The organism is Bradyrhizobium sp. Leo114 (assembly GCF_055229415.2).
This window is the reverse complement of sequence record NZ_JBUYEN020000011.1, coordinates 93,352-113,741: the sequence shown is the minus strand read 5'-3', so window position 1 is coordinate 113,741 and position 20,390 is coordinate 93,352. Positions and strand designations below refer to the sequence as shown.

Annotated in this window: 23 protein-coding genes; 14 read left to right on the top strand and 9 right to left on the bottom strand. The window is 63.3% G+C overall.

The features are described from left to right. Window positions 1-9 precede the first annotated feature (9 nt). The 6 genes from fliQ to ACZIRK_RS15750 all read left to right on the top strand — a co-directional run bounded on the left by fliQ (window position 10) and on the right by ACZIRK_RS15750 (window position 6,916). The gene (gene fliQ, locus ACZIRK_RS15775) at window positions 10-273 is read left to right on the top strand and encodes a flagellar biosynthesis protein FliQ (protein ID WP_028163545.1); all 264 of its coding nucleotides are present in this window, start codon (window positions 10-12) and stop codon (window positions 271-273) included. A 17-nt stretch (window positions 274-290) separates the two neighbouring features. Further along, window positions 291-1,061, top strand: a complete 771-nt coding sequence (gene fliR, locus ACZIRK_RS15770) for a flagellar biosynthetic protein FliR (RefSeq protein ID WP_028163544.1) — start codon at window positions 291-293, stop codon at window positions 1,059-1,061. Window positions 1,062-1,084: 23 nt separating this feature from the next. Then, window positions 1,085-2,161: a flagellar biosynthesis protein FlhB gene (gene flhB / locus ACZIRK_RS15765; protein WP_130231211.1), complete on the top strand. Its 1,077-nt coding sequence runs from the start codon at window positions 1,085-1,087 to the stop codon at window positions 2,159-2,161. A 157-nt stretch (window positions 2,162-2,318) separates the two neighbouring features. Next, window positions 2,319-4,883: a cell cycle histidine kinase CckA gene (gene cckA / locus ACZIRK_RS15760; RefSeq protein ID WP_463327672.1), complete on the top strand. Its 2,565-nt coding sequence runs from the start codon at window positions 2,319-2,321 to the stop codon at window positions 4,881-4,883. A gap of 237 nt (window positions 4,884-5,120) precedes the next feature. After that, entirely contained in the window at window positions 5,121-6,092 is a 972-nt protein-coding gene (locus ACZIRK_RS15755; RefSeq protein WP_028163541.1) for a Tim44 domain-containing protein, read from the top strand. A gap of 149 nt (window positions 6,093-6,241) precedes the next feature. After that, entirely contained in the window at window positions 6,242-6,916 is a 675-nt protein-coding gene (locus ACZIRK_RS15750; protein ID WP_463327671.1) for a lectin, read from the top strand. Window positions 6,917-7,200: 284 nt separating this feature from the next. Here ACZIRK_RS15750 and ACZIRK_RS15745 read toward each other — a convergent pair whose 3' ends face one another. After that, window positions 7,201-7,605, bottom strand: coding sequence for a DUF3606 domain-containing protein (locus ACZIRK_RS15745; RefSeq protein ID WP_463327670.1), 405 nt, complete (start codon window positions 7,603-7,605; stop codon window positions 7,201-7,203). A gap of 155 nt (window positions 7,606-7,760) precedes the next feature. On the opposite strand from ACZIRK_RS15745, the gene ACZIRK_RS15740 reads away from it, so the two are divergent. Further along, window positions 7,761-8,468, top strand: a complete 708-nt coding sequence (locus ACZIRK_RS15740; protein ID WP_463327669.1) for a glutathione S-transferase — start codon at window positions 7,761-7,763, stop codon at window positions 8,466-8,468. A gap of 113 nt (window positions 8,469-8,581) precedes the next feature. On the opposite strand, the gene ACZIRK_RS15735 is transcribed toward ACZIRK_RS15740, so the two are convergent. Further along, the gene (locus ACZIRK_RS15735) at window positions 8,582-8,941 is read right to left on the bottom strand and encodes a GFA family protein (protein ID WP_463327668.1); all 360 of its coding nucleotides are present in this window, start codon (window positions 8,939-8,941) and stop codon (window positions 8,582-8,584) included. 81 nt (window positions 8,942-9,022) lie between these two features. Next, the gene (locus ACZIRK_RS15730) at window positions 9,023-9,502 is read right to left on the bottom strand and encodes a hypothetical protein (RefSeq protein WP_463327667.1); all 480 of its coding nucleotides are present in this window, start codon (window positions 9,500-9,502) and stop codon (window positions 9,023-9,025) included. A 208-nt stretch (window positions 9,503-9,710) separates the two neighbouring features. On the opposite strand from ACZIRK_RS15730, the gene ACZIRK_RS15725 reads away from it, so the two are divergent. After that, window positions 9,711-11,366: a fumarate hydratase gene (locus ACZIRK_RS15725; RefSeq protein ID WP_463327666.1), complete on the top strand. Its 1,656-nt coding sequence runs from the start codon at window positions 9,711-9,713 to the stop codon at window positions 11,364-11,366. Between the two features lie 135 nt (window positions 11,367-11,501). Here ACZIRK_RS15725 and ACZIRK_RS15720 read toward each other — a convergent pair whose 3' ends face one another. The 4 genes from ACZIRK_RS15720 to ACZIRK_RS15705 form a co-directional block, all read right to left on the bottom strand. Beyond that, window positions 11,502-11,798, bottom strand: coding sequence for a hypothetical protein (locus ACZIRK_RS15720; protein WP_028163534.1), 297 nt, complete (start codon window positions 11,796-11,798; stop codon window positions 11,502-11,504). Window positions 11,799-11,892: 94 nt separating this feature from the next. Continuing rightward, window positions 11,893-12,447, bottom strand: coding sequence for an inner membrane-spanning protein YciB (locus ACZIRK_RS15715; RefSeq protein ID WP_463327665.1), 555 nt, complete (start codon window positions 12,445-12,447; stop codon window positions 11,893-11,895). 22 nt (window positions 12,448-12,469) lie between these two features. Beyond that, window positions 12,470-13,048 (bottom strand): hypothetical protein, encoded by a 579-nt coding sequence (locus ACZIRK_RS15710; RefSeq protein WP_463327664.1) that lies wholly within the window; start codon window positions 13,046-13,048, stop codon window positions 12,470-12,472. Between the two features lie 247 nt (window positions 13,049-13,295). Further along, the gene (locus ACZIRK_RS15705; protein ID WP_463327663.1) at window positions 13,296-14,699 is read right to left on the bottom strand and encodes a carotenoid oxygenase family protein; all 1,404 of its coding nucleotides are present in this window, start codon (window positions 14,697-14,699) and stop codon (window positions 13,296-13,298) included. Between the two features lie 113 nt (window positions 14,700-14,812). On the opposite strand from ACZIRK_RS15705, the gene ACZIRK_RS15700 reads away from it, so the two are divergent. Together ACZIRK_RS15700 and ACZIRK_RS15695 are read left to right on the top strand one after the other, a co-directional pair. Then, on the top strand, window positions 14,813-15,538 hold the full coding sequence (locus ACZIRK_RS15700) for a TetR/AcrR family transcriptional regulator (RefSeq protein WP_463327662.1): 726 nt from the start codon (window positions 14,813-14,815) through the stop codon (window positions 15,536-15,538). Between the two features lie 387 nt (window positions 15,539-15,925). Further along, on the top strand, window positions 15,926-16,588 hold the full coding sequence (locus ACZIRK_RS15695; protein WP_028163528.1) for an SET domain-containing protein: 663 nt from the start codon (window positions 15,926-15,928) through the stop codon (window positions 16,586-16,588). Here ACZIRK_RS15695 and ACZIRK_RS15690 read toward each other — a convergent pair. Further along, window positions 16,585-17,013 (bottom strand): RrF2 family transcriptional regulator, encoded by a 429-nt coding sequence (locus tag ACZIRK_RS15690; RefSeq protein ID WP_463327661.1) that lies wholly within the window; start codon window positions 17,011-17,013, stop codon window positions 16,585-16,587. The two genes, ACZIRK_RS15695 and ACZIRK_RS15690, sit on opposite strands and share 4 nt — an antisense overlap. 84 nt (window positions 17,014-17,097) lie before the next feature. Between ACZIRK_RS15690 and ACZIRK_RS15685 the strand changes: the two genes are divergently transcribed. Further along, window positions 17,098-17,556 carry a group III truncated hemoglobin gene (locus ACZIRK_RS15685; protein WP_463327660.1) on the top strand — a complete coding sequence of 153 codons (459 nt, stop codon included), beginning with the start codon at window positions 17,098-17,100 and terminating at the stop codon, window positions 17,554-17,556. Window positions 17,557-17,649: 93 nt separating this feature from the next. Here the strand turns inward: ACZIRK_RS15685 and ACZIRK_RS15680 are convergent, their stop codons facing one another. Next, window positions 17,650-17,871, bottom strand: a complete 222-nt coding sequence (locus ACZIRK_RS15680; RefSeq protein WP_409334853.1) for a hypothetical protein — start codon at window positions 17,869-17,871, stop codon at window positions 17,650-17,652. Between the two features lie 127 nt (window positions 17,872-17,998). Between ACZIRK_RS15680 and ACZIRK_RS15675 the strand changes: the two genes are divergently transcribed. From ACZIRK_RS15675 to ACZIRK_RS15665, 3 genes are all read left to right on the top strand, one after another. Then, window positions 17,999-18,820 (top strand): helix-turn-helix domain-containing protein, encoded by an 822-nt coding sequence (locus ACZIRK_RS15675; RefSeq protein ID WP_463327659.1) that lies wholly within the window; start codon window positions 17,999-18,001, stop codon window positions 18,818-18,820. Between the two features lie 60 nt (window positions 18,821-18,880). After that, window positions 18,881-19,546, top strand: a complete 666-nt coding sequence (locus ACZIRK_RS15670) for a DsbA family oxidoreductase (protein ID WP_463327658.1) — start codon at window positions 18,881-18,883, stop codon at window positions 19,544-19,546. Between the two features lie 130 nt (window positions 19,547-19,676). Further along, the gene (locus ACZIRK_RS15665) at window positions 19,677-20,315 is read left to right on the top strand and encodes an NIPSNAP family protein (RefSeq protein WP_463327657.1); all 639 of its coding nucleotides are present in this window, start codon (window positions 19,677-19,679) and stop codon (window positions 20,313-20,315) included. Window positions 20,316-20,390: the final 75 nt, after the last annotated feature.

Below are 20,390 nucleotides of genomic sequence, written 5' to 3'. Positions count from 1 at the left end.
CGCTTGAAAATGACCGGTGCTGAAACCCTCGACGTGGCGCGCGATGCGATCTGGACCATCGTGGTGGTGTCGTCGCCCCTGATGATCGTCGGCCTCGTGGTCGGCGTGATCGTGTCGCTGTTCCAGGCGCTGACGCAGATCCAGGAACAGACGCTGATCTACGTGCCGAAGATCCTCGCGATCTTCGTGACAATGCTATTGGCGCTGCCGTTCATGGCTGATGCGATGCACGCCCACATGCTGCGGATATCGTCGCGAATCATCGGCGGTTGATGCACTGTGCGTAAATTATGCGCATCGACGTATCCCTGCTGCCGGCGCTGGCCGCGACCTTCGTGCTGGTGTTTGCCCGCATGGGGGCGATGGTGATGCTGCTGCCGGGATTCGGCGAGAGCAATATCCCGGCGCGAATCAAGCTCGGGATCGCGCTGCTCTTGACGCTGATCATCCTGCCGCTGCACCGCGCCGACTATCATGTCGACATCACGTCGGTGACGTCGCTGATGGTGTTGATGGTGCACGAGATCGTCATCGGCATCGTGCTTGGGGCGACCGCGCGCGTGACGTTGTCGGCGCTTGCAGTCGCGGGCTCGGTGATCGCCCAACAGCTCGGGCTCGGCTTCGTCACTGCGATCGATCCGACGCAGGGCCAGCAGGGCCAGCTCATCGGCAACTTCCTCACGATCCTCGGCATGACGCTGTTGTTTGCGACCGACACCCATCATCTGGTGCTCGCGGCGCTGAACGAGAGCTATAAGATCTTCTCCCCGGGCGCGACGATGCCGACCGGCGACGTCGCGGCGCTGGCGACGCGCGCCTTCGCGGAAGCCTTCAAGATCGGCCTGCAACTTTCGGCGCCGTTTCTCGTATTCGGTCTCGTCTTCAATATCGGGCTTGGCGTGCTGGCGCGGCTGATGCCGCAGATGCAGGTCTATTTCGTCGGCGTGCCGCTCTCGATCCTCGCCGGGTTCCTGATCCTCGCCGTGGTGATCGCGGCGATGATGGGGACCTATCTCGAATACTTCATCGGCGTCATGCACCAACTGACGCCGCTGAAATAGGGAGCCGCCATTAAGGAAGCGCGATGGCCGAGGATAGCGACGACAAAACAGAAGACCCTACGCAAAAACGTCTCGATGACGCACATGCGAAGGGCGATGTCGCCAAGAGCCAGGAGGTCAACACCTGGTTCGTGATCGCTGGCGGCACCTTGGTGCTGTCGACCTTCTCGACCTCGACGGCAGCAGGCATCCTGACGCCGCTGCGCAACCTGATCGCCAATTCCTGGATGATCAGGACCGACGGCCCGGGGCTGATGTCGCTGATGCAGACACTGGGCATTGCTGTCATCGCGGCGATCGGCGTGCCGCTGCTGATGCTGATGCTGGCGGCGATTGCCGGCAACATGATCCAGCACCGCCTGGTGTGGTCTACGGAGTCGCTGACGCCGAAATTCAGCAAGATCTCGCCCGGCGCCGGCTTCAAGCGCATTTTCGGCAAGCAGGCGGCGGCGAATTTCCTCAAGGGCATCTTCAAGGTCGTCGCGCTCGGCGCGGTCATGACGGCGGTGCTGTGGCCGGAGTGGCACCGGCTGGAATCGCTGCTTAGAATCGACGTCGCCTCGATCCTGCCCGCCACCACCAGCCTGACCTTGCACCTGCTGGGGGCCGTGGTGGCGATGCTCGCCGCGGTCGCGATCGCCGACTACTTCTTCCAGTACCGGCAATGGTACGAGCGGCAGAAGATGTCGGTGCAGGAGATGAAGGAGGAGTTCAAACAGTCGGAAGGCGATCCGCACATCAAGGGGCGCATCCGCCAGTTGCGGCAGCAGCGCATGAAGAAGCGGATGATGGCCGCGGTTCCCAAGGCGAGCGTGATCATCACCAACCCGACCCACTATTCGGTGGCGCTCGCCTACGACCGCGACATGCAGGCGCCGGTCTGCGTCGCCAAGGGCGTCGACAACATCGCCTTCAAGATCAGGGAGATCGCCAAGGATCACGACATCCCGATCGTCGAGAATGTGCCGCTGGCCCGCGCGCTCTATGCAACCGTCGATATCGACGAGGAAATTCCGGTCGAACACTATCACGCGGTTGCCGAAATCATCGGCTACGTCATGGGCCTGAAGCGTCGCGGGCTGTCGGGACAGCGAAGCTGACGCGGCATGGGACTCCGGGAATGGAACGAAAGCGGCCTGAGATGGGCTTAACCTGGGAAATCGCGGCCTGATGGACTTGCGCTCCAAGCTCCGATTGAGGCACTCAGGAGGACGGGCGAATCTGCGCGCCTTCACCGCCGACGGGCAGCTTCAGTCAATGACCGCCGAGACCGATCACAACCAGGCTGCCGAGCCGTTCGTGGCCCACGAACCGGCGCGGCGGAGCGGCAGCATTGTTCTGGTGCTGCTGGTGGCGGCCGGCCTCGTCGCGGTGGCGGTCGCGCTGATGACGATCGGCCGCGGCCAGGCACAGCCCTATATCCTTGGCGTGCTGGCGCTGCTCGCCATGGTCGGGCTGTTCAGCCTTTTCGCCTTTGCCGCCGGAATCGTCCGTTTCTCCGACCGTTCCACCGACGACCCCGTGATGGGCCGGATCGCCAACCACGCCTATGACGGGCTGGCGGTCACGGATTCGCACGGACAGGTGGTCTATTCCAACGCCGCCTATCTCGCGCTGACGGGGGCTTCGAGCCCGCAGGAGGTGCGGCCGGTCGAGCGCGTCTTCATCGGCAATCCGGATGTCTCCGAGGCCGTGTTCCGCCTGCTCAAGGCCGCGCGCGAAGGCAAGCGGCAGCAGGAGGAGGTCCGTATCGCCGGCCATGATGGCCTCCAGGGGCGGTGGCTCAGGATGCGGGTGCGCCCGCTCGGCCAGAGCAAGCGCGAACAGAAATATGCGGTGTGGTCGATCGCCGACATCACCCGCGACCGCGAGCGCCAGGAGGACGTGTTCAAGGAACTGCAACACGCGATCGAGTATCTCGATCACGCGCCTTGCGGCTTCTTCTCGGTCACGCCGTCCGGCGAGATCGCCTATGTCAACGCGACGCTCGCGAACTGGCTCGATTACGACCTCGCCGAGATCGGCTCGGGCGGCCTGAAGCTCACCGACATCGTGTCCGGCGACGGCGCGGCACTGCTGACCTCGATCGTGCCGGCGCCGGGTGAGGTGAAGACCGAAGTCTTCGACATCGATCTCAGGATGCGCAGCGGCAAGCCGATGCCGGTGCGGCTCTATCACAAGCTCGCCTTCGGCGCCGACGGCGCGCGCGGGGCCTCGCGCACGCTCGTCATCAGCCGCGCCCGCGACGAGCATCACGATCCCGAGCGCGCCGCCGAAGTGCGCTTCATGCGCTTCTTCGACCATACGCCGATGGCGATCGCGACTGTCGACCGCGGCGGCAATGTCGTGCGCGCCAATGCGCGCTATGCGAAGCTGGCGCAAGGCCTCAGTGCGGATGGCGCTGCCGCCAAGTCGATCTTCCGCGCGGTCAATCCGCGCGACCGCAGCCTGGTGATCGCGGCGATCAACCAGGCCGCCGAGGGCAGGGGCGACATCGCGCCGGTCGAGGTCATGCTCGACGGCGCCAAGGAACGCTGGGGCCACTTCTTCATCACTGCGGTGGAGGAGGACGAGCGCGATGCCGAGGCCGCGATCGTCTACATGCTCGAGACCACCGAGCGGCGTACGCTGGAAAACCAGATCAACCAGTCGCAGAAGATGGATATGGTCGGCCAATTGGCCGGCGGCATCGCGCACGATTTCAACAACGTGCTGTCAGCCATCATGATGGCGAACGATTTCCTGTTGAACGCACACAAGCCGACCGATCCGTCGTTCCAGGACATCATGCAGATCAAGCAGAACGCGACCCGCGCGGCGACGCTGGTGCGGCAACTGCTCGCCTTCTCGCGCCGCCAGACGCTGCGGCCGCAGGTGCTGGATCTCGGCGACGCACTATCCGACCTGACCATGCTGCTGCGCCGGCTGATCGGCGAGAAGGTGAAGCTCGACCTTGTGCACGGGCGCGACCTCTGGCCGGTGAAGGTCGACGTCTCCCAGTTCGAGCAGGTGGTCGTCAACCTCGCCGTCAACGCGCGCGATGCGATGCCTGATGGCGGCAAGCTGATCATCAAGACCCAGAACGTGGCGGCGGAGGAAGCGGGCCAGCTCGCCTACAAGGGCCTGCCGGCGGCGGACTATGTGCGGATCGACATCACCGATACCGGCACCGGCATTCCGCTTGAGATCATCGACAAGATCTTCGAGCCGTTCTTCTCGACCAAGGAGGTCGGCAAAGGCACGGGGCTCGGCCTGTCGACGGTCTACGGCATCGTCAAGCAGACCGGCGGCTTCGTATATGTCGATTCCACGCCTGGCGAGGGCACCACGTTCCGCATCTTCCTGCCGCGCCACCGGCCCGAGCAGGAGGTCGCGCCGGAGCCGCAGCCGACCAATGGCGCGGCCAAGGAAGCGGCAGCCGAGCCGCCGAAGCCCAAACCCGACCTGACCGGGCAGGGCACGATCCTCTTGGTCGAGGACGAGGATGGTCTGCGTTCACTGAACGCCCGCGGCTTGCGTTCGCGCGGCTACAGCGTGATCGAGGCGTCCAACGGCGTCGAGGCGATGGAAGCCTTCGACGAGCAGAATGGCGAGATCGACCTCGTCGTCTCCGACGTGGTGATGCCCGAGATGGATGGCCCGACGCTCTTGAAGGAGATGCGCAGTCGCAATCCGGATCTGAAGATCATCTTCGTCTCGGGCTATGCCGAGGACGCGTTCGAGAAGAGCCTGCCCGAGAACCAGCAGTTCGCCTTCCTGCCAAAGCCCTTCACGCTGACGCAGCTCGTCGCTGCCGTGAAGGAGACGATGACGCTGCAATAACGTCATCGCCAGGGGAGGCGACGAAGCAAGCTGCCCTCCGTGGTGGCAGTCTGCAGCGCCTCGCTCCGGTCCCAATGACAGGGTTAAGAAGCCGCTAAAACCCCTGAAAAGACGGGCTTTTGTCGCATCCCCGCGACTGAGGGCCGCAGTGGTTGTTCCCGTTTACGGCTTCCCTTTTGGGCGGCCGTGCCCATCTTAGTGTCACTTTCCCCATTTCGGGGATTCAAGGAAACACAGATGAATTTCACGCAACACACGCGCGGAATTGTTCGGGCTATCGCGGTCGCGATCGCGCTGGCGCTGCCCCTCACGGCTATCAGCATCTCGGCGGCCGACGCCCGCGCCGGCGGCGGCTTCGGCTCCGGTTCCCGCGGCTCGCGGAGCTTTTCCGCGCCGCCCAGCACCAACACGGCGCCCGGCGCGACGCAACCGTTCAACCGCACCTATAGCCAGCCTGGCACCGGCATGAACTCGCCGGCCGCGAATTCGGGCGGCCTGTTCAACCGGGGCGGCATGGGCCGCGGCCTGCTAGGCGGCCTCGCCGCGGGCTTCCTCGGCGCCGGCCTGTTCGGCCTCTTGTTCGGTGGTGGCCTACTCTCCGGCCTCGGCGGCCTGACGTCGATCCTCGGCCTGTTGCTGCAGATCGGCCTGATCGTGCTGGTGGTGCGGCTCGCGATGTCGTGGTGGCAGCGCCGCCAGACACCGGCCGCCGCCTATGCCGGCGGACCGACACCTGCACCCGGCGTGGGCCCGCAGCCGAATTATCGCTCGGGCATGGGTTTCGGCCTCGGCTCGGCCAACGCGCCTCTGGAAATCGCGCCGGCCGACTATGAGGCCTTCGAGCGCCTGCTCGGCGAGGTCCAGGCTGCATGGTCAAATGAGGATGTCGGCAAGCTGCACTCGCTCGCGACGCCCGAAATGGTCTCCTACTTCTCCAAGGACCTGGAGGAGAACAAGGCTCGCAACGTCGTCAACAAGGTGACGAATGTGAAACTGCTGCAGGGCGATCTTGCCGAAGCCTGGCGCGAGGGCGAGTCCGATTACGCCACCGTGGCGATGCGGTTCTCGCTGGTCGACCAGACGCTCGACCGCACCACCAGCCGGCCGGTCGCCGGCAGCGAGCAGCCGCAGGAAGTGACGGAGGTCTGGACTTTCGTGCGCCGGCGCGGCAGCGACTGGGAACTCTCGGCGATCCAGCAGGCGAACTGATCGTCCGCTAGATAACGTAACATCGAGGCGCTGCGGTTCATTCCGCAGCGCCTTTTGCTTTGCGCGATTCATTTTCGCGGTCGCAGCGTCGGAATAATCAATGCCGCTACGGGTTGATGTCGGAAGCCAAGAACAATCAGGAGGAGCAAATGAATATCCGTGCCATCATCGCGCCGACGTGTTTCGCACTTGCCGCTTTCGCGCTGCAACCGGCGCAGGCGCAGTCGGCCAATGCGAGCTTCTTCCTGACCAGCAACGGCATCGGCAATGGCGGTAATCTCGGTGGGCTTGCGGGCGCCGACAATCATTGCCAGACGCTGGCGCAGGCGGCGGGCTTCGGCGCGCCGAAAACCTGGCACGCCTATCTGTCGACACAGGCGGCCGACGGCCAGCCGGCCGTGAACGCGCGCGACCGCATCGGGAAAGGGCCGTGGCAGAATGTGAAGGGGGTGGTGGTCGCCAAGGATGTCGCCGACCTCCACAGCGCCGGCAACAATCTCACCAAGCAGACCGCGCTTTCCGAAAAAGGCGAGGTCATCAACGGCCGCGGCGACACGCCGAACCGTCACGACGTGCTGACCGGCTCGCAAGCGGACGGCACGGCGTTTGCCGCCGGCGAGGATCGCACCTGCAAGAACTGGACAAGCAGCACGCAGGGCACCGCCATCGTCGGCCATTCCGACCGCATCGGCCTGCGCGACGATGAGCCATCGAAGTCCTGGAACTCGTCGCATCCTTCGCGCGGCCCCGACGGTGGCTGCTCGCAGGCTGACCTGAAGAGCACCGGCGGCGACGGCTTGCTGTACTGCTTCGCCGTGAACTGAAGTCCATGCCGCCAATCCCGGCTGCCTGGAGCATGATCCGATTCCATCCAATCAGATCATGCGCCAACGCGTGATGTCTCTTGGCTGAATCAGTCTCGCCGCAAGTTCACCTCTCCCGTAGGGAGAGGTCGCGCCGAAGGCGCGGGTGAGCGGGTGCGGCCCCTCGATAGAGCAAATCCCCTCACCCGGCGTTACACGCCGACCTCTCCCTAGGGGAGAGGTGAAGGGACGCAGCGCCATCGCGGACACGATTCGACCTCATCGCACCATGCTCCAGCGAGCGCTCAGGCGGCCTTCTTGGTGGCTTTTTTCTTCGCGACTTTCTTCTTTGCTACCTTCTTGGGAGCTGTTTTCTTCTTCGCCACATAGGCTGCGACTTTCTTCGACGAATGGCCTACGGCAGCGACCGCGGCCTTCAACTTGGCCGGTGTGACTTTGAACTTCTTGGACCAGTAGCGCACTTCATAAGGCTCGCTAACCGCAATCCGCGCACGGTCCGCGGCGAGGTGCTTCTGCTCCTTGAAGTAGGCTTCCACCTTCTTGGCGGAATGTCCGACTTTCTTGACGGCGGATTTCAGCTCGGCCGGCGTGACCTTGAACTTTTTTGACCAGTAGGCGACCTCATAAGCTTCGTCCAACGCGATCCGCGCGCGATCACCAGCGCCGCGCTTCTTCTTGCTATCCGCCATCAATATTCTCCTGTCCGATCGGGAATCGGATGTTCCAAGATCGGAACAGGTTAACATCGTCGCGCGTTTGCAAACAATTGCGATCACGGGGCAGCAGAGCGCCGGCCACAGGAGTGTGGTGTTGTCATGAGCTTGTCACTGGGGAGGCATCGTCCATGCGCTATCAGCTCTACTACTGGCCCGACATCCAGGGCCGCGGCGAATATGTGCGACTCGCGCTGGAGGATGCGGGTGCTGATTATGACGATGTGGCGCGTGGCGCAGGCGGCACAAGCGCGATGATGGCGATGATGGAAGCGGGCAAGGGCACACCGCCCTTCGCGCCGCCGTTCCTCAAAGCCGGCAAGCTCGTGATCGGGCAGACTGCGAATATCCTGTTCTTTCTCGGCCCGCGCCATGGCCTGGCGCCGAAGGCCGAAGCGGCACGGCTTTGGGTGCATCAAATGCAGCTCACGATTGCCGATCTCGTGCTGGAAGTTCACGACACCCATCACCCGCTCGGGCCGAGCCTTTATTACGAGGACCAGAAGGCGCCGGCGAAGAAGCGCACCGCGGAATTCTGGAAGGAGCGGGTGCCGAAATATCTTGGCTACTTCGAAGATATCGTGGAGGCAAATGGCGGTGCTTACGTCAGCGGCCGCCGCCTGACCTATGTCGATCTGTCGCTGTTTCAGATCGTGGAGGGCCTCCGTTATGCCTTCCCGAAGCACATGCAGGCGTTCGAGGAGAACATTCCCCGCCTGGTCGAATTGCGCGATCGCGTCGCCGAGCGGCCGAACATCAAGACCTATCTGGCAAGCGAGCGGCGGATTCCGTTCAACGAGCAGGGCATCTTCCGCCGGTACAAGGAACTGGATCTTTGAAGCGTCGCTCTATCCACTCGTCATGGCCGGGCTTGACCCGGCCATGACGGTTTCGGTTGCCAAGAACGTGGATGCTCGGGACAAGCCCGGGCATGACGGTGCATGAAACGACATCAGCTGTTCTTGCCGTCGAACGGCGTCATCGTGAGCTTCGACAACTCGATGCCGTCGATGCAGCTCACGTTCAGCGCCACCACATCAGTGCCGTCGGGCTTCTTGCCGTAGGCAAACACCTCGGCGCCGCAGTCGATGCAGAATTGATGGCGGATGGCGTGCCGGTTGAAGAGATATTCCTTCAAGTTCTCCTCCCCGGCGCGGAGCTGAAAACTCCTCGGCGGCAGGAAGGCGAAATGCAGGCCCTTCTTGGTGCAGATCGAGCAGTTGCAATTGGTCACCATGGCAAGATCGGAGGTGCATTCGAAACGCACCTGTCCGCAATGGCACCCGCCGGTATAGGTTTTGCTGTCAGGCATCGTTCTTCCTCACCGCATCCCGGGGAAAGCATGATAACGCAACGGCTCGGTCCGGTCAGCAGGTCGCGGGCCGCGGCAGCGCTATTCGTCCTTGCCGCGGGTGATCGCGATCGATGCCTCGGTCTTGGTGCGCGTGCAGTCCATGTTGAGGCGGCGGAAGCGCATGCTGACCTTGTCGCCGCGCAACAGGCCCATGCGCTTCAGGCAGCGCGTGGCGCCGGTCGTGGTGTCGTCCTTCGGCACGGTGAAGATGATCGCCGCCGCCGAGCTGACCAGTTGATAGAATTCCGGCTTCGGCTTCCGGTCGCCCTTGGCATAGAGCTCGATGGAGTAGCTCCTGCCGCGGCAGCCGAGCGACAATTCCCTGGTCGCGGGATGGGTCAGATAGACGACGTTGGCGGCCCTGAAGTTGACCTTGAGGCCGTCGATCTGGCTGGCGAGCTGCTTGGCGATGTCATCGCATTGGTCGGCGTGTGCCGGCAATGCGGCGAGGGCGGAGAAAAGCCCCAGCACGGCGGCGAGCGCTGCGCCTCGAAGACGCAATACGAGTGTTCTGGTCACGGATGCCCCCCTGCCGGCATGGAAAACCACACGGGTTCAATGCAGGGTCGAGCGGGTTGCGTCAATATGCGGAGGCCAGCCCTGCGCGAAACCGCAGGTGCCCCGGATCGCTGGCTAGCGTTCCCACGCCTTTCCTTTACGGCAAAAATGCTTAGAACGGCTCTAGATGCCGGGCCGACGTTCCCGGCCCCAACCCGAGATCATGCCCATGAACGCTCCCACCGCTTTCCCCGACCAGTCCAAGCCTGTTCCGCCCTACAAGCACACGCCGTTGTTCCCGCTGGGGCAGGACACGACGCCGTACAAGAAGGTCACGGCGGAAGGCGTGCGGGTCGAGAAGGTGCTGGGACGAGACGTGCTGGTGGTGTCGCGCGAGGCGCTGCGGGCGCTATCGGAGGCCGCCTTCGGCGAGATCAACCATTACCTGCGGCCGGGGCACCTGAAGCAGCTTCGCAATATCCTCGACGACAAGGAAGCCAGCGACAACGACAAGTTCGTGGCGTTCGATTTCCTCAAGAACGCCAATATCGCCGCCGGCGGCGTGCTGCCGATGTGCCAGGACACCGGCACCGCGATCATCATGGGCAAGAAGGGTTGCAACGTCATCACCGAGGGCGATGACGAGGCGGCGCTGTCGGAAGGCGCGCGCGACGCTTACTTGCGACGCAATTTGCGCTATTCGCAGGTGGCGCCCCTGTCGATGTATGAGGAGAAGAACACCGCCAACAACATGCCGGCGCAGTGCGAAATCTACGCCGAGGGCGATGATGCCTACAAGTTCATGTTCATGGCCAAAGGCGGCGGCAGCGCCAACAAGAGCTTCCTGTTCCAGGCGACGCCGTCGGTGCTGACCAAGGATCGGCTGCTGGCATTCCTGAAGGAGAAGATCCTCACGCTCGGCACCGCGGCGTGCCCGCCTTATCACCTCGCGATCGTGATCGGCGGCACCTCGGCCGAACTTTGCATGAAGACGGTGAAGCTTGCTTCCGCCCGCTATCTCGACGCGCTGCCGACGCACGGCTCGCCCGACGGCAACGCCTTCCGCGATCTGGAGATGGAGCAGGAAATCCACAAGATGACGCAAAGCTTGGGCGTCGGCGCGCAGTTCGGCGGCAAGTATTTCTGCCACGACGTGCGCGTGATCCGGCTGCCGCGCCACGGCGCTTCATTGCCGATCGGGCTTGGCGTCTCCTGCTCGGCGGACCGCCAGGTGCTCGGCAAGATCACCAAGGACGGCGTCTATCTGGAGGAGCTCGAGCATAACCCCGCGCAGTATCTGCCGCAGGTCGAGCAGTCGCTTGGCGGCGACGTCGTCAAGATCGATCTCAATCAGCCGATGAAGGATATCCTGGCTACGCTCTCAAAGCATCCGATCAAGACGCGCGTATCGATGACCGGCACCATGATCGTCGCACGTGACTCCGCGCACGCCAAATTGCGCGAGCGGCTGGAGAAGGGCGAGCCGCTGCCGGATTACTTCAAGAACCATCCGGTCTATTACGCCGGTCCGGCCAAGACGCCTGATGGCTACGCGTCCGGCGCGTTCGGTCCGACCACGGCCGGGCGCATGGACTCCTTCGTCGACCAGTTCCAGGCCGCCGGCGGCTCGATGGTGATGGTGGCGAAAGGCAACCGCGCGCCGGCGGTGCGCGAAGCCTGCAAGAAGCACGGAGGCTTCTATCTCGGCTCGATCGGTGGCGCCGCGGCGAACCTCGCCGAGCACTGCATCAAGAAGGTCGAGGTGGTCGAATATCCCGAGCTCGGCATGGAAGCGATCTGGCGCATCGAGGTCGTGGATTTTCCAGCCTTCATCATCATCGATGACAAGGGCAACGACTTCTTCAAGGAGTTGAACTTGGGTTGAGGAGGCGTAGCCTCACGATGTGTCATGGCCGGGCTTGACCCGGCCATCCATCGTTCAAAGGAGATGGATACGCGGGTCAAGCCCGCGTATGACGACTGAGTTTGCAGCAAATGCCGCGCCAATAATGGCGCCGCTTTACGCCCTTGTCCCCGTGAACGGGAAGCTGCCCATCGGGCCGATGCCCATTTCGCCGGCGATGCTGTCGCCCGTCACCTTTCCGGTGAATTCGAGCGTGAGCGGCATCGGGTTGGTGATGGAAACCTTCCAGGCGACATCGTCGCCGTTGGCGGTGCCGTCGAAGATCTCGGCCGAGCTGCCTTCGGCGCCCTGCGTGCCCGTGAGCGTGCCGCCCGAGTTCTTCAGCGACAGGGTCGCCTGACGATCGCCCATCGGCGTGCTCATGGTGAGATTCCAGTTTCCGTCCACCGCCATGCCTGTCTCCCCGAGGTTCAATGGTGAAGCTTGGTCGGCGGGTATAGCCTATCTGCGCGCGCAAGCCCAACGCTGTATTTCCGCCCTGCGATGATTAAGCGCGGGCGGCGGCGCGCAAGCGGCTCGTCACAATGATGCGGAAGAGGACGTATTGGATCGCGAAGGCGGCGATCTTCAAGCCGGCGGCTACCACCGTCACATAGGTCGCCCACAGCTTGATGTCGCCGGTCGCGGCCACCGCGATGGTGCCGGCGCCGATCGCGAACATCAGTGCCGCCCAGGCATAGCTGGCGAGGGTGACATATTCCGGAATGGTCTGCACCACGATCGGCGGCATGTAGCGCAGCATCCAGCCGCGCTTGAGCATGATCGCGCCGATCGCGAAATGCGCAATCGCCGGCTTTGCCAGCACGAAGCGCGGATCGTGGGTGAGCAGGGTGGCGCTGCCGAGCACGATCACCAGCGCCAGGCTCGCCCAGGTCATGAAGCCGAGCGTCTCGCCCTTGATGCGGGAATGCACCACCTGCGCGACCGCGCCGGCAATCGCGATCCCCGTCGCGAGCAGAACGTTGTTGGTGGCGAAATAGACCGCCAGGAACACGATGGTCGAGAAGAAATCGGAGGCGAGCCTTGCGAAGACGTCCTTCATCGTGGTGTCCTTCCAGCGATCCTCAGTTCGCAGTGGGCAACGCATTGACCGGATGGGCACCGTATTTCGTCATCCGGTAATGCGGGTACCACTTGGTGAAGAAGACGGCACTGTTACGCGCGGCGAACGCAATCAGAAGCCCGCTCCACAGCGGCAGGCTCGGCATGTAGACGATGGCGATGTTGCCGACCATCATCAGCAGCGCCGCGATGGTCCAGGCCCAGGTGATGACGTAGTTGACGCGCAGGAAGCCGGGTTGCTGCACTGTGTTGGCGTCGACCACTTCGCGCGCATATTGCAACGTGAAGGGACGGCGGGCCAGGATCGAGCCGAGCGAAACCACGAAGATGCCAGTGTCGACGGCGAACCTCACCGACGCGGTGCCGAGGTGCTGATCGACGAAGGCGACATAGAGGCCGATTGCAGCGAAGGTGATCACCGAGCCGACGCCGAGGATCTTGATCGAGAGGCCGCGCATCACGTCGGATGCGATGACCGCGAGGCAAACCGCGGCGGCGGCAAACAGGCTGACCGTCGCCGACGTCATCAGCAGCAGGGCTGCGAACGCACCATAGGGGGCGAGGATGAGGAAAATCGTCATGGCCGCGCTCTGTGCTGATCTTGACAATGTAAAGATAAGCTAAAGGTATTGCGAGAAATCGTCAAGCAAAATCTTTACAGTGTCAAAATGAAGGCGTTGCTGGTAAATCGCAATGATTTCAGATCTTTATGAGGGTATCATTCCGGGACGCGCATAGCGCGAACCCGGAATCTCGAGCTCACGACCTCCAGATTCCGGGTTCATCGCGTTGCGACGCCCGGGCTGACGGGGAGCGGGCGTGGGGTCATCAATTGGCGCCGACCCAATTGCCGTGGAAGCCATCGGGTACGCGGTGGGCGAGATGGACCAGTGCGATCGGGCCGGCCTGGACGTCGCGCGCGTTGAACACGGCGAGGTCGCTGCGATTTTCCCGGGCGCGCCAGACCACCGCGAGCAGCCAGCCATCGCCTTCGGCGGCATCGCTGCCGCGCTCGACGGACACCGGCTCCGAGATGGTGTCGCCGACGGGCAGCAGATACTGGCCGACGCGCTTGCCCGTGCCATCGACATGCACGATGCCCGAGAGCGCGCCGAACATCGGCAGTGCAGGATTGGCGCAGGCGTACCAGCCATGGGCGAAGGCATAGCCCGCGCGGCGATCGTCGATGCGCGGGAATTCGCCGGTGAGGTCGTCGAGATAGGTTTGCGTGAAACGGTCGGTATTGCCGGCGAGATCGAAGGTCCAGCGGCAATAGCGCGCGCGGTTCTTCTTCGGGTCCGTCGGCGAGCCGTCCGGATGGTTGAACAGCGGCGCTTCCTCGAACTGCATGACGTCGGCGATGATGCGGCTGCCTTCCTCCCAGGCGTTCACGACGTGGAAGACGTAGCAGCTCTCGGCGCGGAACCAGGTGATGTCTTGCGCGGAGCCGTTGCGTTTCATCACACCGACATAGGCGCCCTTGTCCGGCTCCCACGCATACGGCGCTTGCCCGCGCATCGCGCGCTCCATGCTGCCGGTGATCGGGAGGATCGGAAACAGCAGATGGTTCTCGGTGACGATGAAGTCGTGCACCATGCTGGCATAGGGCGATTCAAAACGCTCGAAGCGCGTCACCACGCCGGACGAATTGACCGAGCCGAAGGAAAGAGCAGGGGTCAGGGGGCCAGCCGCGTTGTAGCCGAAGAACACGAGTTCGCCGGTCTTCGGGTCGATCTTGGGATGCGCGGTGAAGGGGCCCTGGATGGCGCCGTTATAATCGCAATAACCTGTTCGCTTCAGTGTGCCGGGCTCGATCTCGGTCGGCAGATGGCCTTCCTCGAGCGCGAGCAAGCGGCCGGCATGGAAGATGATGTTGGTGTTGGCGACGCCGCCGTCAGTGGTGGTCGCCGGCGGCGCATCCGGAAGCTTGCGGCCGAAGCCGCCGAACAATGCGCGGCCGGCGTCATGCTCGGCCTGCCATTTCGGCGTCCGCACCCAGCGATTGCGATAGCTGGCGCGGCCGTTCTCGAGGTGGAAGGCGTGCAGCATGCCGTCGCCGACGAACCAATGTGCGCCGGGGGACTCGAATTGCGGATTGGGCCCGTTCCGATAGAGCGTGCCGTTAAGCTCACGTGGCAGCTCGCCCGATATTTTCAGGAACGGCGCATCCGCTTCAAAAGGGATCGGCGCCAAATTGGCCCGCGGTGTCTCAGCGATCGCCTGATCAAGCATCGTCACTCCCTCCATTATTGATCTTTACGTTGTAAAGATATGGATACAAGCGGTGGTGCCCACCGTCAAGCAAAATCTTTACAGTGTCAAAATTGCCACCTATAAGGATTCGCATGACGAGATTGTCGAGAGAAAACAAGGCGAAGGCGTCACCGCCGAGAACGCGGAAGACGGCGAAACAAGCGGCCGCGAGGCCGGCGCGCCGGCCGCGCCGGTCGGGCGAGGCGCCCTATCATCATGGCGCGCTGCACGAGGCGCTGTTGACGGCGGCCGAGCGCGTGCTCGAGCGCGACGGGCTGGCGGGGCTGACGTTACGGGCGGTGGCGCGCGAGGCCGGCGTTTCGCACGCCGCGCCGACGCATCATTTCGGCGACCTGACCGGCCTGCTCAGCGAGCTCGCCGCTATCGGCTTCCGCCAGTTCAACGATGCGATGCGCACCGCCGTCGCAGGCGGCGCCACCATTGCGGAGAAGGGGCTGGCGCGCGCAAAGGCCTATATCGCCTATGCGCAGGCGCATCCGGGCATGTACGGCCTGATGTTCCGCACCGAGCGGCTCGACATGTCCAGACCCTCGCTGCACGAGGCCGCAAGCGCCGCCTTCGGCGGCCTTGCCGGTGCGGTTGGCGAAAGCCGGCACGAGCATATCGAGGAGCAGAAGCTGTCGCTCGACCAGGCTGCTGCGATCGTGCGTGCCTGGTCGCTGGTGCACGGCTTCACCACGCTGCTGCTTGACGGCCGCCTGTCCGACGTCCTGAAGCGGCTGCCCGAGGGCACATCGGCCGAGACACTGCTGGATGCGATGCTGCACAGTTCGGCCTTCCGTCCACCGGCCAACTAAAAATGGTTGAGATTGGTTGGTTTACCCACCGCGCGGCAGTCTTTTGGTGCCGTCGACGTGTAGCTGCTGTTGAATGTTTGGGCGTTTGAGAATGGTCAAGACTGCCGGCCAGCAGGATGGCGACTACGCATGCATTATGACAAGCTTCATCATGCGAGCCTTCATAGCGGAACCGCGATGAGATAGTGATCTCATCTCCTTGTTTGAGCGTGATCTTTTCGGAGAGCCGCTTCCCACTTGACCGGATCATGCTTTATTCAGACGCGTTCATTGTGGGCAAGCTTCAACGGCAAGCGCGAAACACCTGACAGCGGCGCTGAATTGTCCTAGAAGAGCGGCTCCGCACAGCCGTCGCTCGTGCGAAGCGTCCGTTCATTCAACATTACCATGCCCTCGATATCGCCCAATAAACCCTATCGCGTCGGCCGTTCCCGCACCGGACTCGGCCTTTTCGCCACCAAGCCGATCAAGAAGGGTAGCAGGATCATCCGCTATTTCGGGCCGCTCCTGGATTCCAAGAAGAAGGAAGAGGACGAGATCGAGAACAAATATCTGTTCGAGCTCACCAACCGGTGGACCATCGACGGCTCGATCCGCGAAAACGTCGCCCGCTATATCAATCATTCCTGCAAGCCGAATTCGGAATCCGACGTCAAGCCGCGCAAGCGCAAGATCTATATCCGCGCCATCAAGAACATCGAGCCCGGCGAGGAGATCAACTACGACTACGGCACCGATTATTTCAAAGCCTATCTGAAGCCGATCGGCTGCAAGTGCGATTCCTGCGAGAAGAAACGCAAGAAGAAGCGCGCCGAGGCGCGGGCGGAACGGCTCAGGCTGAAGGAGAAAGCCGAGCGCAAGGCGAAGCGGAAGGCCGAGAAGGTCGCCAAGGAAAAGGCCAAAGCTCAAGACAAAGCCAAAGAAAAGGCGAAAAAGAAGAACGGCAAGGCCAACGGTAAGTATCTGAACGGCTCGGGCCGCCCCAAGCCTGCCGGCAAGAAGGTAGTCGCCGGAAAGCGCAAGAGCTCAGCGACGGCGCTACACGCCTAGATTGGCTTGACCGCCTTTGGCCGCGCCGGATAGGCGCATTCGGCGAGCGTCGTTGCATCGAGCTCGCGCAAGAAGGCTTCGCGCGCCGCGGCCAGTCTTTCCTTCAGGCGGCAGCGCGGCGTCAGCACGCAGGCGCCGCCATCCTCACGAAAACATTCGACCAGCGCCTGGTCGTTCTCCAGCGCGCGCACGACCTCGCCGAGCGTGATCGCCTGCGGCGGCCGCGCCAGCGCAAAACCGCCGCCAACCCCGCGCTGGGTGGTGATGAAGCCGCTATCCGCAAGGTTCCGCACGATCTTGGCCAGGTGATTGCGCGAAATGCCGAATTCGGCCGCGATCTCCGTGGTCGCAAACGAGCGCGTCGGCTCGCCCGCAAGCCGCATCAGGGCGCGCAGGGCGAAATCGGTGAACAGAGTGAGGCGCATGGGAGCCCCGCAAAAATCCGGTTTTGCGAACCTGCCATACTATCCTAAATGGGTATTTAGAATACCTATTTGAGGAGAGCTGGCATGACAGGGGCAGAGCGGCGCGAGCAGATCACGGCCGACATCGCCGCCAAGACCGGCATCACCGAGGCCATGATCGAGCACCTCGTGCACGGCTTCTACGCCAAGGTCCGCGCCGATGCGGTGCTTGGGCCGGTGTTCGAAGCACGCATCCGGGATTGGGGGCCGCATCTGTCGCAAATGTGCGCGTTCTGGTCGTCGGTCGCGCTGATGACCGGCCGCTATCACGGCACGCCGATGGCAAAACACCTGCCGCTGCCGGTCGACGCCGGTCATTTCGACCGCTGGCTCGAATTGTTCGAACAGACCGCGCAGGAGCTTTGTCCGCCGGAGGCGGCCGCGCATTTCATCGAACGCGCGCAGCGGATCGCTGCCAGCCTCGAACTCGGCATCGCTGGCGCGCAGGGCGTGATGCTCGGCAAGGGCGAGCGGTTTCGGCGCGGCGAAGACGCTAGCGCCTGAGCTCTAACGCCAGAGAGAGCGGACGCTGTGAACGCTTAGGGCGGCCGTTCTTTTTGGAGCCGGTTGGTGAAAGCTTGCAGCCTGGTTGATGATTCAGCGAAATAACCGGCGGAGCTGACGCATGAGGCGCAATGGACAGAGCCGCTTCGCCGCCCTGGTCTCGGCGGCCTGCACCTGCGCGACGACGTAGACGCCCGTCGAGTAGACCAGCGGTTCCGGTAGCTGCAGCGAGCGCGCGATCAGCGATGTCGCCAGATTGAGCAGCCATGCAATGATGTCGGCGGCGGACGGGAAGGGGCTCGGGTCGGGTCTCATGGTCATCTCCTCGTGCCCTTCGAAGATGATCCGGTCCGCGCGCCTTTTCGATTACCTCGCACGTAGGAGCTTTCGATTACCTCGGACGTAATGGAATGGCCGAAGGCCGCGTGGTAGTTTTTCGTGCATGAACGCACATGCATCCACGGCGCGGGCCGAACCAACCAGGCCGATTCATGTCGGCGAGCACTTGCGCGAATGGCGGCAGCGCCGTCATCTCAGCCAGCTCGATCTCGCGATCGAGGCGGATATTTCGGCGCGCCATTTGAGCTTCGTGGAAACCGGCCGCGCCGCGCCGTCGCGCGAGATGGTGCTGAAGCTGGCCGAACGGCTGGAGGTGCCCTTGCGTGAACGCAACGTGCTCTTGGTCGCGGCCGGTTTCGCGCCTGCCTTCCCGCAGCGCTCGCTCGATGATCCCGCGCTGAAATCCGCGCGGCAGGCGATCGATCTGATGTTGAAGGCGCATGAGCCGAACCCCGCGCTGGCCTATGACCGCCACTGGAATCTGGTCACCGCCAACCGCATGGTGGCGCCGCTGCTCGAGGGCATTCCGCAGCGGCTGCTCGGCCAGCCCTTCAACATCCTCAGGCTTGCCTTTCATCCCGAGGGGCTCGCGGCGCGCACGGTCAATCTCGCCGAATGGACCGGGCACCTTTTGGAGCGGCTGCACCGGCAATGCGAGGCAACGGCCGATCCGGAATTGCTGAGGCTTTATCAGGACCTGAAGAGCTATCCGATCCCGGCACGCTCAGGGCCGCTGCCGCCGGACAATGTCGCGATCCCGCTCAAGCTGCGCCACGATGGCGGGGTGTTGAGCTTCTTCTCCACCACCATGGTATTCGGCACGCCGGTCGATATCACGCTGTCGGAACTGGCATTGGAAACCTTCTTTCCCGCCGACGACCTGACCGCCGAGCGCCTGAAGCAGATGGCTGACGCCATGAAATAGCGGGTTGTCGGGGTTCCCTTCGCGGCTTATCTCTGCGTCTTTCCAGCGGAGGAACGCCCGATGAGCACCCTGAAGCCGCTTCGCCTCGACATCGTTTCCGACGTCGTCTGCCCCTGGTGCTATATCGGCAAGCGGCGGATCGAGAATGCACTCAAGCTGGTGCCGGATGTGCCGGTTGAAGTGCGCTGGCGCCCGTTCTTCCTCAACGCCTGGGTGCCGCGCGAGGGCATCAGCCGCGACGAATATCTCACCGCGAAGTTCGGCTCGGTCGAGGCCTACAAGGGCATCGCCGGGCGCGTTGTCGCCGCCGCGGGCGAGGAGGGGCTGACCTATCACCCGGATCTCGTCAAGCGCCAGCCCAACACCATCGATTGCCATCGGCTGATCCATTGGGCGGAGGCCAAGGGCAAGGCCGCCGAGATGAAGCAGCGGCTGATGGAGCTTTACTTCCGCGACGGGGGCGACCTCACCGACATCGACGTGCTGGTGCAGGCAGCGGCGGATGTCGGGCTCAATGCCGACGACGTGCGCAGGCGCCTCGCAACCGACGAAGATGTCGCGCTGATCTCGTCGCAGGCACAGGAGGCGTCCGACAAGGGCATCTCCGGCGTGCCGACCTTCGTGTTCGCACAGAAATACGCGGTTTCCGGCGCGCAGCCGGCCGAGCAACTCGCCCGCGCCATCCGCCAGGTATCGGCCGAGATCAACGCCGAGGCGGCGGAGTAGCGCCCGTAGCCCGGGTGGAGCGTAGCGCAACCCGGGACACCTCCATCAGCGTCTTCGAGAGTCCCGGGTTACGCTGCGCTTCACCCGGGCTACGAACCAAAAAACATCAAAAGAAAATTGGGAGAACGTCATGCTCTATGAGCTCCGGACCTACACGGTGAAGCCCGGGACCCTCGGCGAGGTGGTGAAAGCAGCGAGCACCGTGTCGCGCGACATCCGCAAGGATGACTACGGCAAGCTCGAAGGCTATTGGACGACCGAGATCGGTCCACTCAATCAGGTCATGCACCTGTGGAGCTATAAGGATTTTGACGAGCGGAGCAGGCTGCGCGGCGAACTCGCCAAAAATCCGCGCTGGACCGGCGAGTATGTTCCGCTGATCCGCCCGCTGCTGCAGCGTCAGGATATCCGCCTGCTCAACGCGGTGAAGCCACCGGTTGCTCCGGCATCGACGGGCAACATCTATGAATTCCGCAACTATCGCGCCAGGCCGGGCGGCGCGATCAAACTATGGCTCGAAGCGCTCATGGAGGCGCTCCCGGCTCGCGAAAAATATTCCAAGATCGTCGGCCTCTGGCAGACCGAGGCAGGCCAGCCGAACGAAGTCTGCCACATCTGGGCTTATCCCAGCCTCAATGCGCGTGTTGAAGCCCGCGCGAACGCCTTGAAAGATCCGGCATGGCAGGAATTTCTCCGCAAAGGCGGCCCGCTGCTCGACGAGATGCACTCGACCATCATGCTGCCCGCGCCACACTCGCCGTTGCAATGAGTTACGGGACGAATGCCGTGACCCGCAGCCCGGGTGGAGCGCAGCGCAACCCGGGACGGCTGCTTCACGAGGGCG

Bases quoted from the DNA above. Each gene is read 5' to 3' on its own strand.
- ACZIRK_RS15710 (WP_463327664.1), bottom strand. From the start codon at position 13,048: ATGACGATTTTCCTCATCCTCGCCCCCTATGGTGCGTTCGCAGCCCTG.
- ACZIRK_RS15685 (WP_463327660.1), top strand. From the start codon at position 17,098: ATGACAGGGGCAGAGCGGCGCGAGCAGATCACGGCCGACATCGCCGCC.
- ACZIRK_RS15670 (WP_463327658.1), top strand. From the start codon at position 18,881: ATGAGCACCCTGAAGCCGCTTCGCCTCGACATCGTTTCCGACGTCGTC.
- ACZIRK_RS15720 (WP_028163534.1), bottom strand. From the start codon at position 11,798: ATGGCGGTGGACGGAAACTGGAATCTCACCATGAGCACGCCGATGGGC.
- ACZIRK_RS15705 (WP_463327663.1), bottom strand. From the start codon at position 14,699: ATGCTTGATCAGGCGATCGCTGAGACACCGCGGGCCAATTTGGCGCCG.
- ACZIRK_RS15750 (WP_463327671.1), top strand. From the start codon at position 6,242: ATGAATATCCGTGCCATCATCGCGCCGACGTGTTTCGCACTTGCCGCT.
- ACZIRK_RS15700 (WP_463327662.1), top strand. From the start codon at position 14,813: ATGACGAGATTGTCGAGAGAAAACAAGGCGAAGGCGTCACCGCCGAGA.
- fliQ (WP_028163545.1), top strand. From the start codon at position 10: ATGACCGGTGCTGAAACCCTCGACGTGGCGCGCGATGCGATCTGGACC.
- ACZIRK_RS15690 (WP_463327661.1), bottom strand. From the start codon at position 17,013: ATGCGCCTCACTCTGTTCACCGATTTCGCCCTGCGCGCCCTGATGCGG.
- ACZIRK_RS15725 (WP_463327666.1), top strand. From the start codon at position 9,711: ATGAACGCTCCCACCGCTTTCCCCGACCAGTCCAAGCCTGTTCCGCCC.
- ACZIRK_RS15695 (WP_028163528.1), top strand. From the start codon at position 15,926: ATGCCCTCGATATCGCCCAATAAACCCTATCGCGTCGGCCGTTCCCGC.
- ACZIRK_RS15715 (WP_463327665.1), bottom strand. From the start codon at position 12,447: ATGAAGGACGTCTTCGCAAGGCTCGCCTCCGATTTCTTCTCGACCATC.
- ACZIRK_RS15740 (WP_463327669.1), top strand. From the start codon at position 7,761: ATGCGCTATCAGCTCTACTACTGGCCCGACATCCAGGGCCGCGGCGAA.
- ACZIRK_RS15665 (WP_463327657.1), top strand. From the start codon at position 19,677: ATGCTCTATGAGCTCCGGACCTACACGGTGAAGCCCGGGACCCTCGGC.
- ACZIRK_RS15735 (WP_463327668.1), bottom strand. From the start codon at position 8,941: ATGCCTGACAGCAAAACCTATACCGGCGGGTGCCATTGCGGACAGGTG.
- flhB (WP_130231211.1), top strand. From the start codon at position 1,085: ATGGCCGAGGATAGCGACGACAAAACAGAAGACCCTACGCAAAAACGT.
- ACZIRK_RS15745 (WP_463327670.1), bottom strand. From the start codon at position 7,605: ATGGCGGATAGCAAGAAGAAGCGCGGCGCTGGTGATCGCGCGCGGATC.
- ACZIRK_RS15755 (WP_028163541.1), top strand. From the start codon at position 5,121: ATGAATTTCACGCAACACACGCGCGGAATTGTTCGGGCTATCGCGGTC.
- ACZIRK_RS15680 (WP_409334853.1), bottom strand. From the start codon at position 17,871: ATGAGACCCGACCCGAGCCCCTTCCCGTCCGCCGCCGACATCATTGCA.
- ACZIRK_RS15675 (WP_463327659.1), top strand. From the start codon at position 17,999: ATGAACGCACATGCATCCACGGCGCGGGCCGAACCAACCAGGCCGATT.
- fliR (WP_028163544.1), top strand. From the start codon at position 291: ATGCGCATCGACGTATCCCTGCTGCCGGCGCTGGCCGCGACCTTCGTG.
- cckA (WP_463327672.1), top strand. From the start codon at position 2,319: ATGACCGCCGAGACCGATCACAACCAGGCTGCCGAGCCGTTCGTGGCC.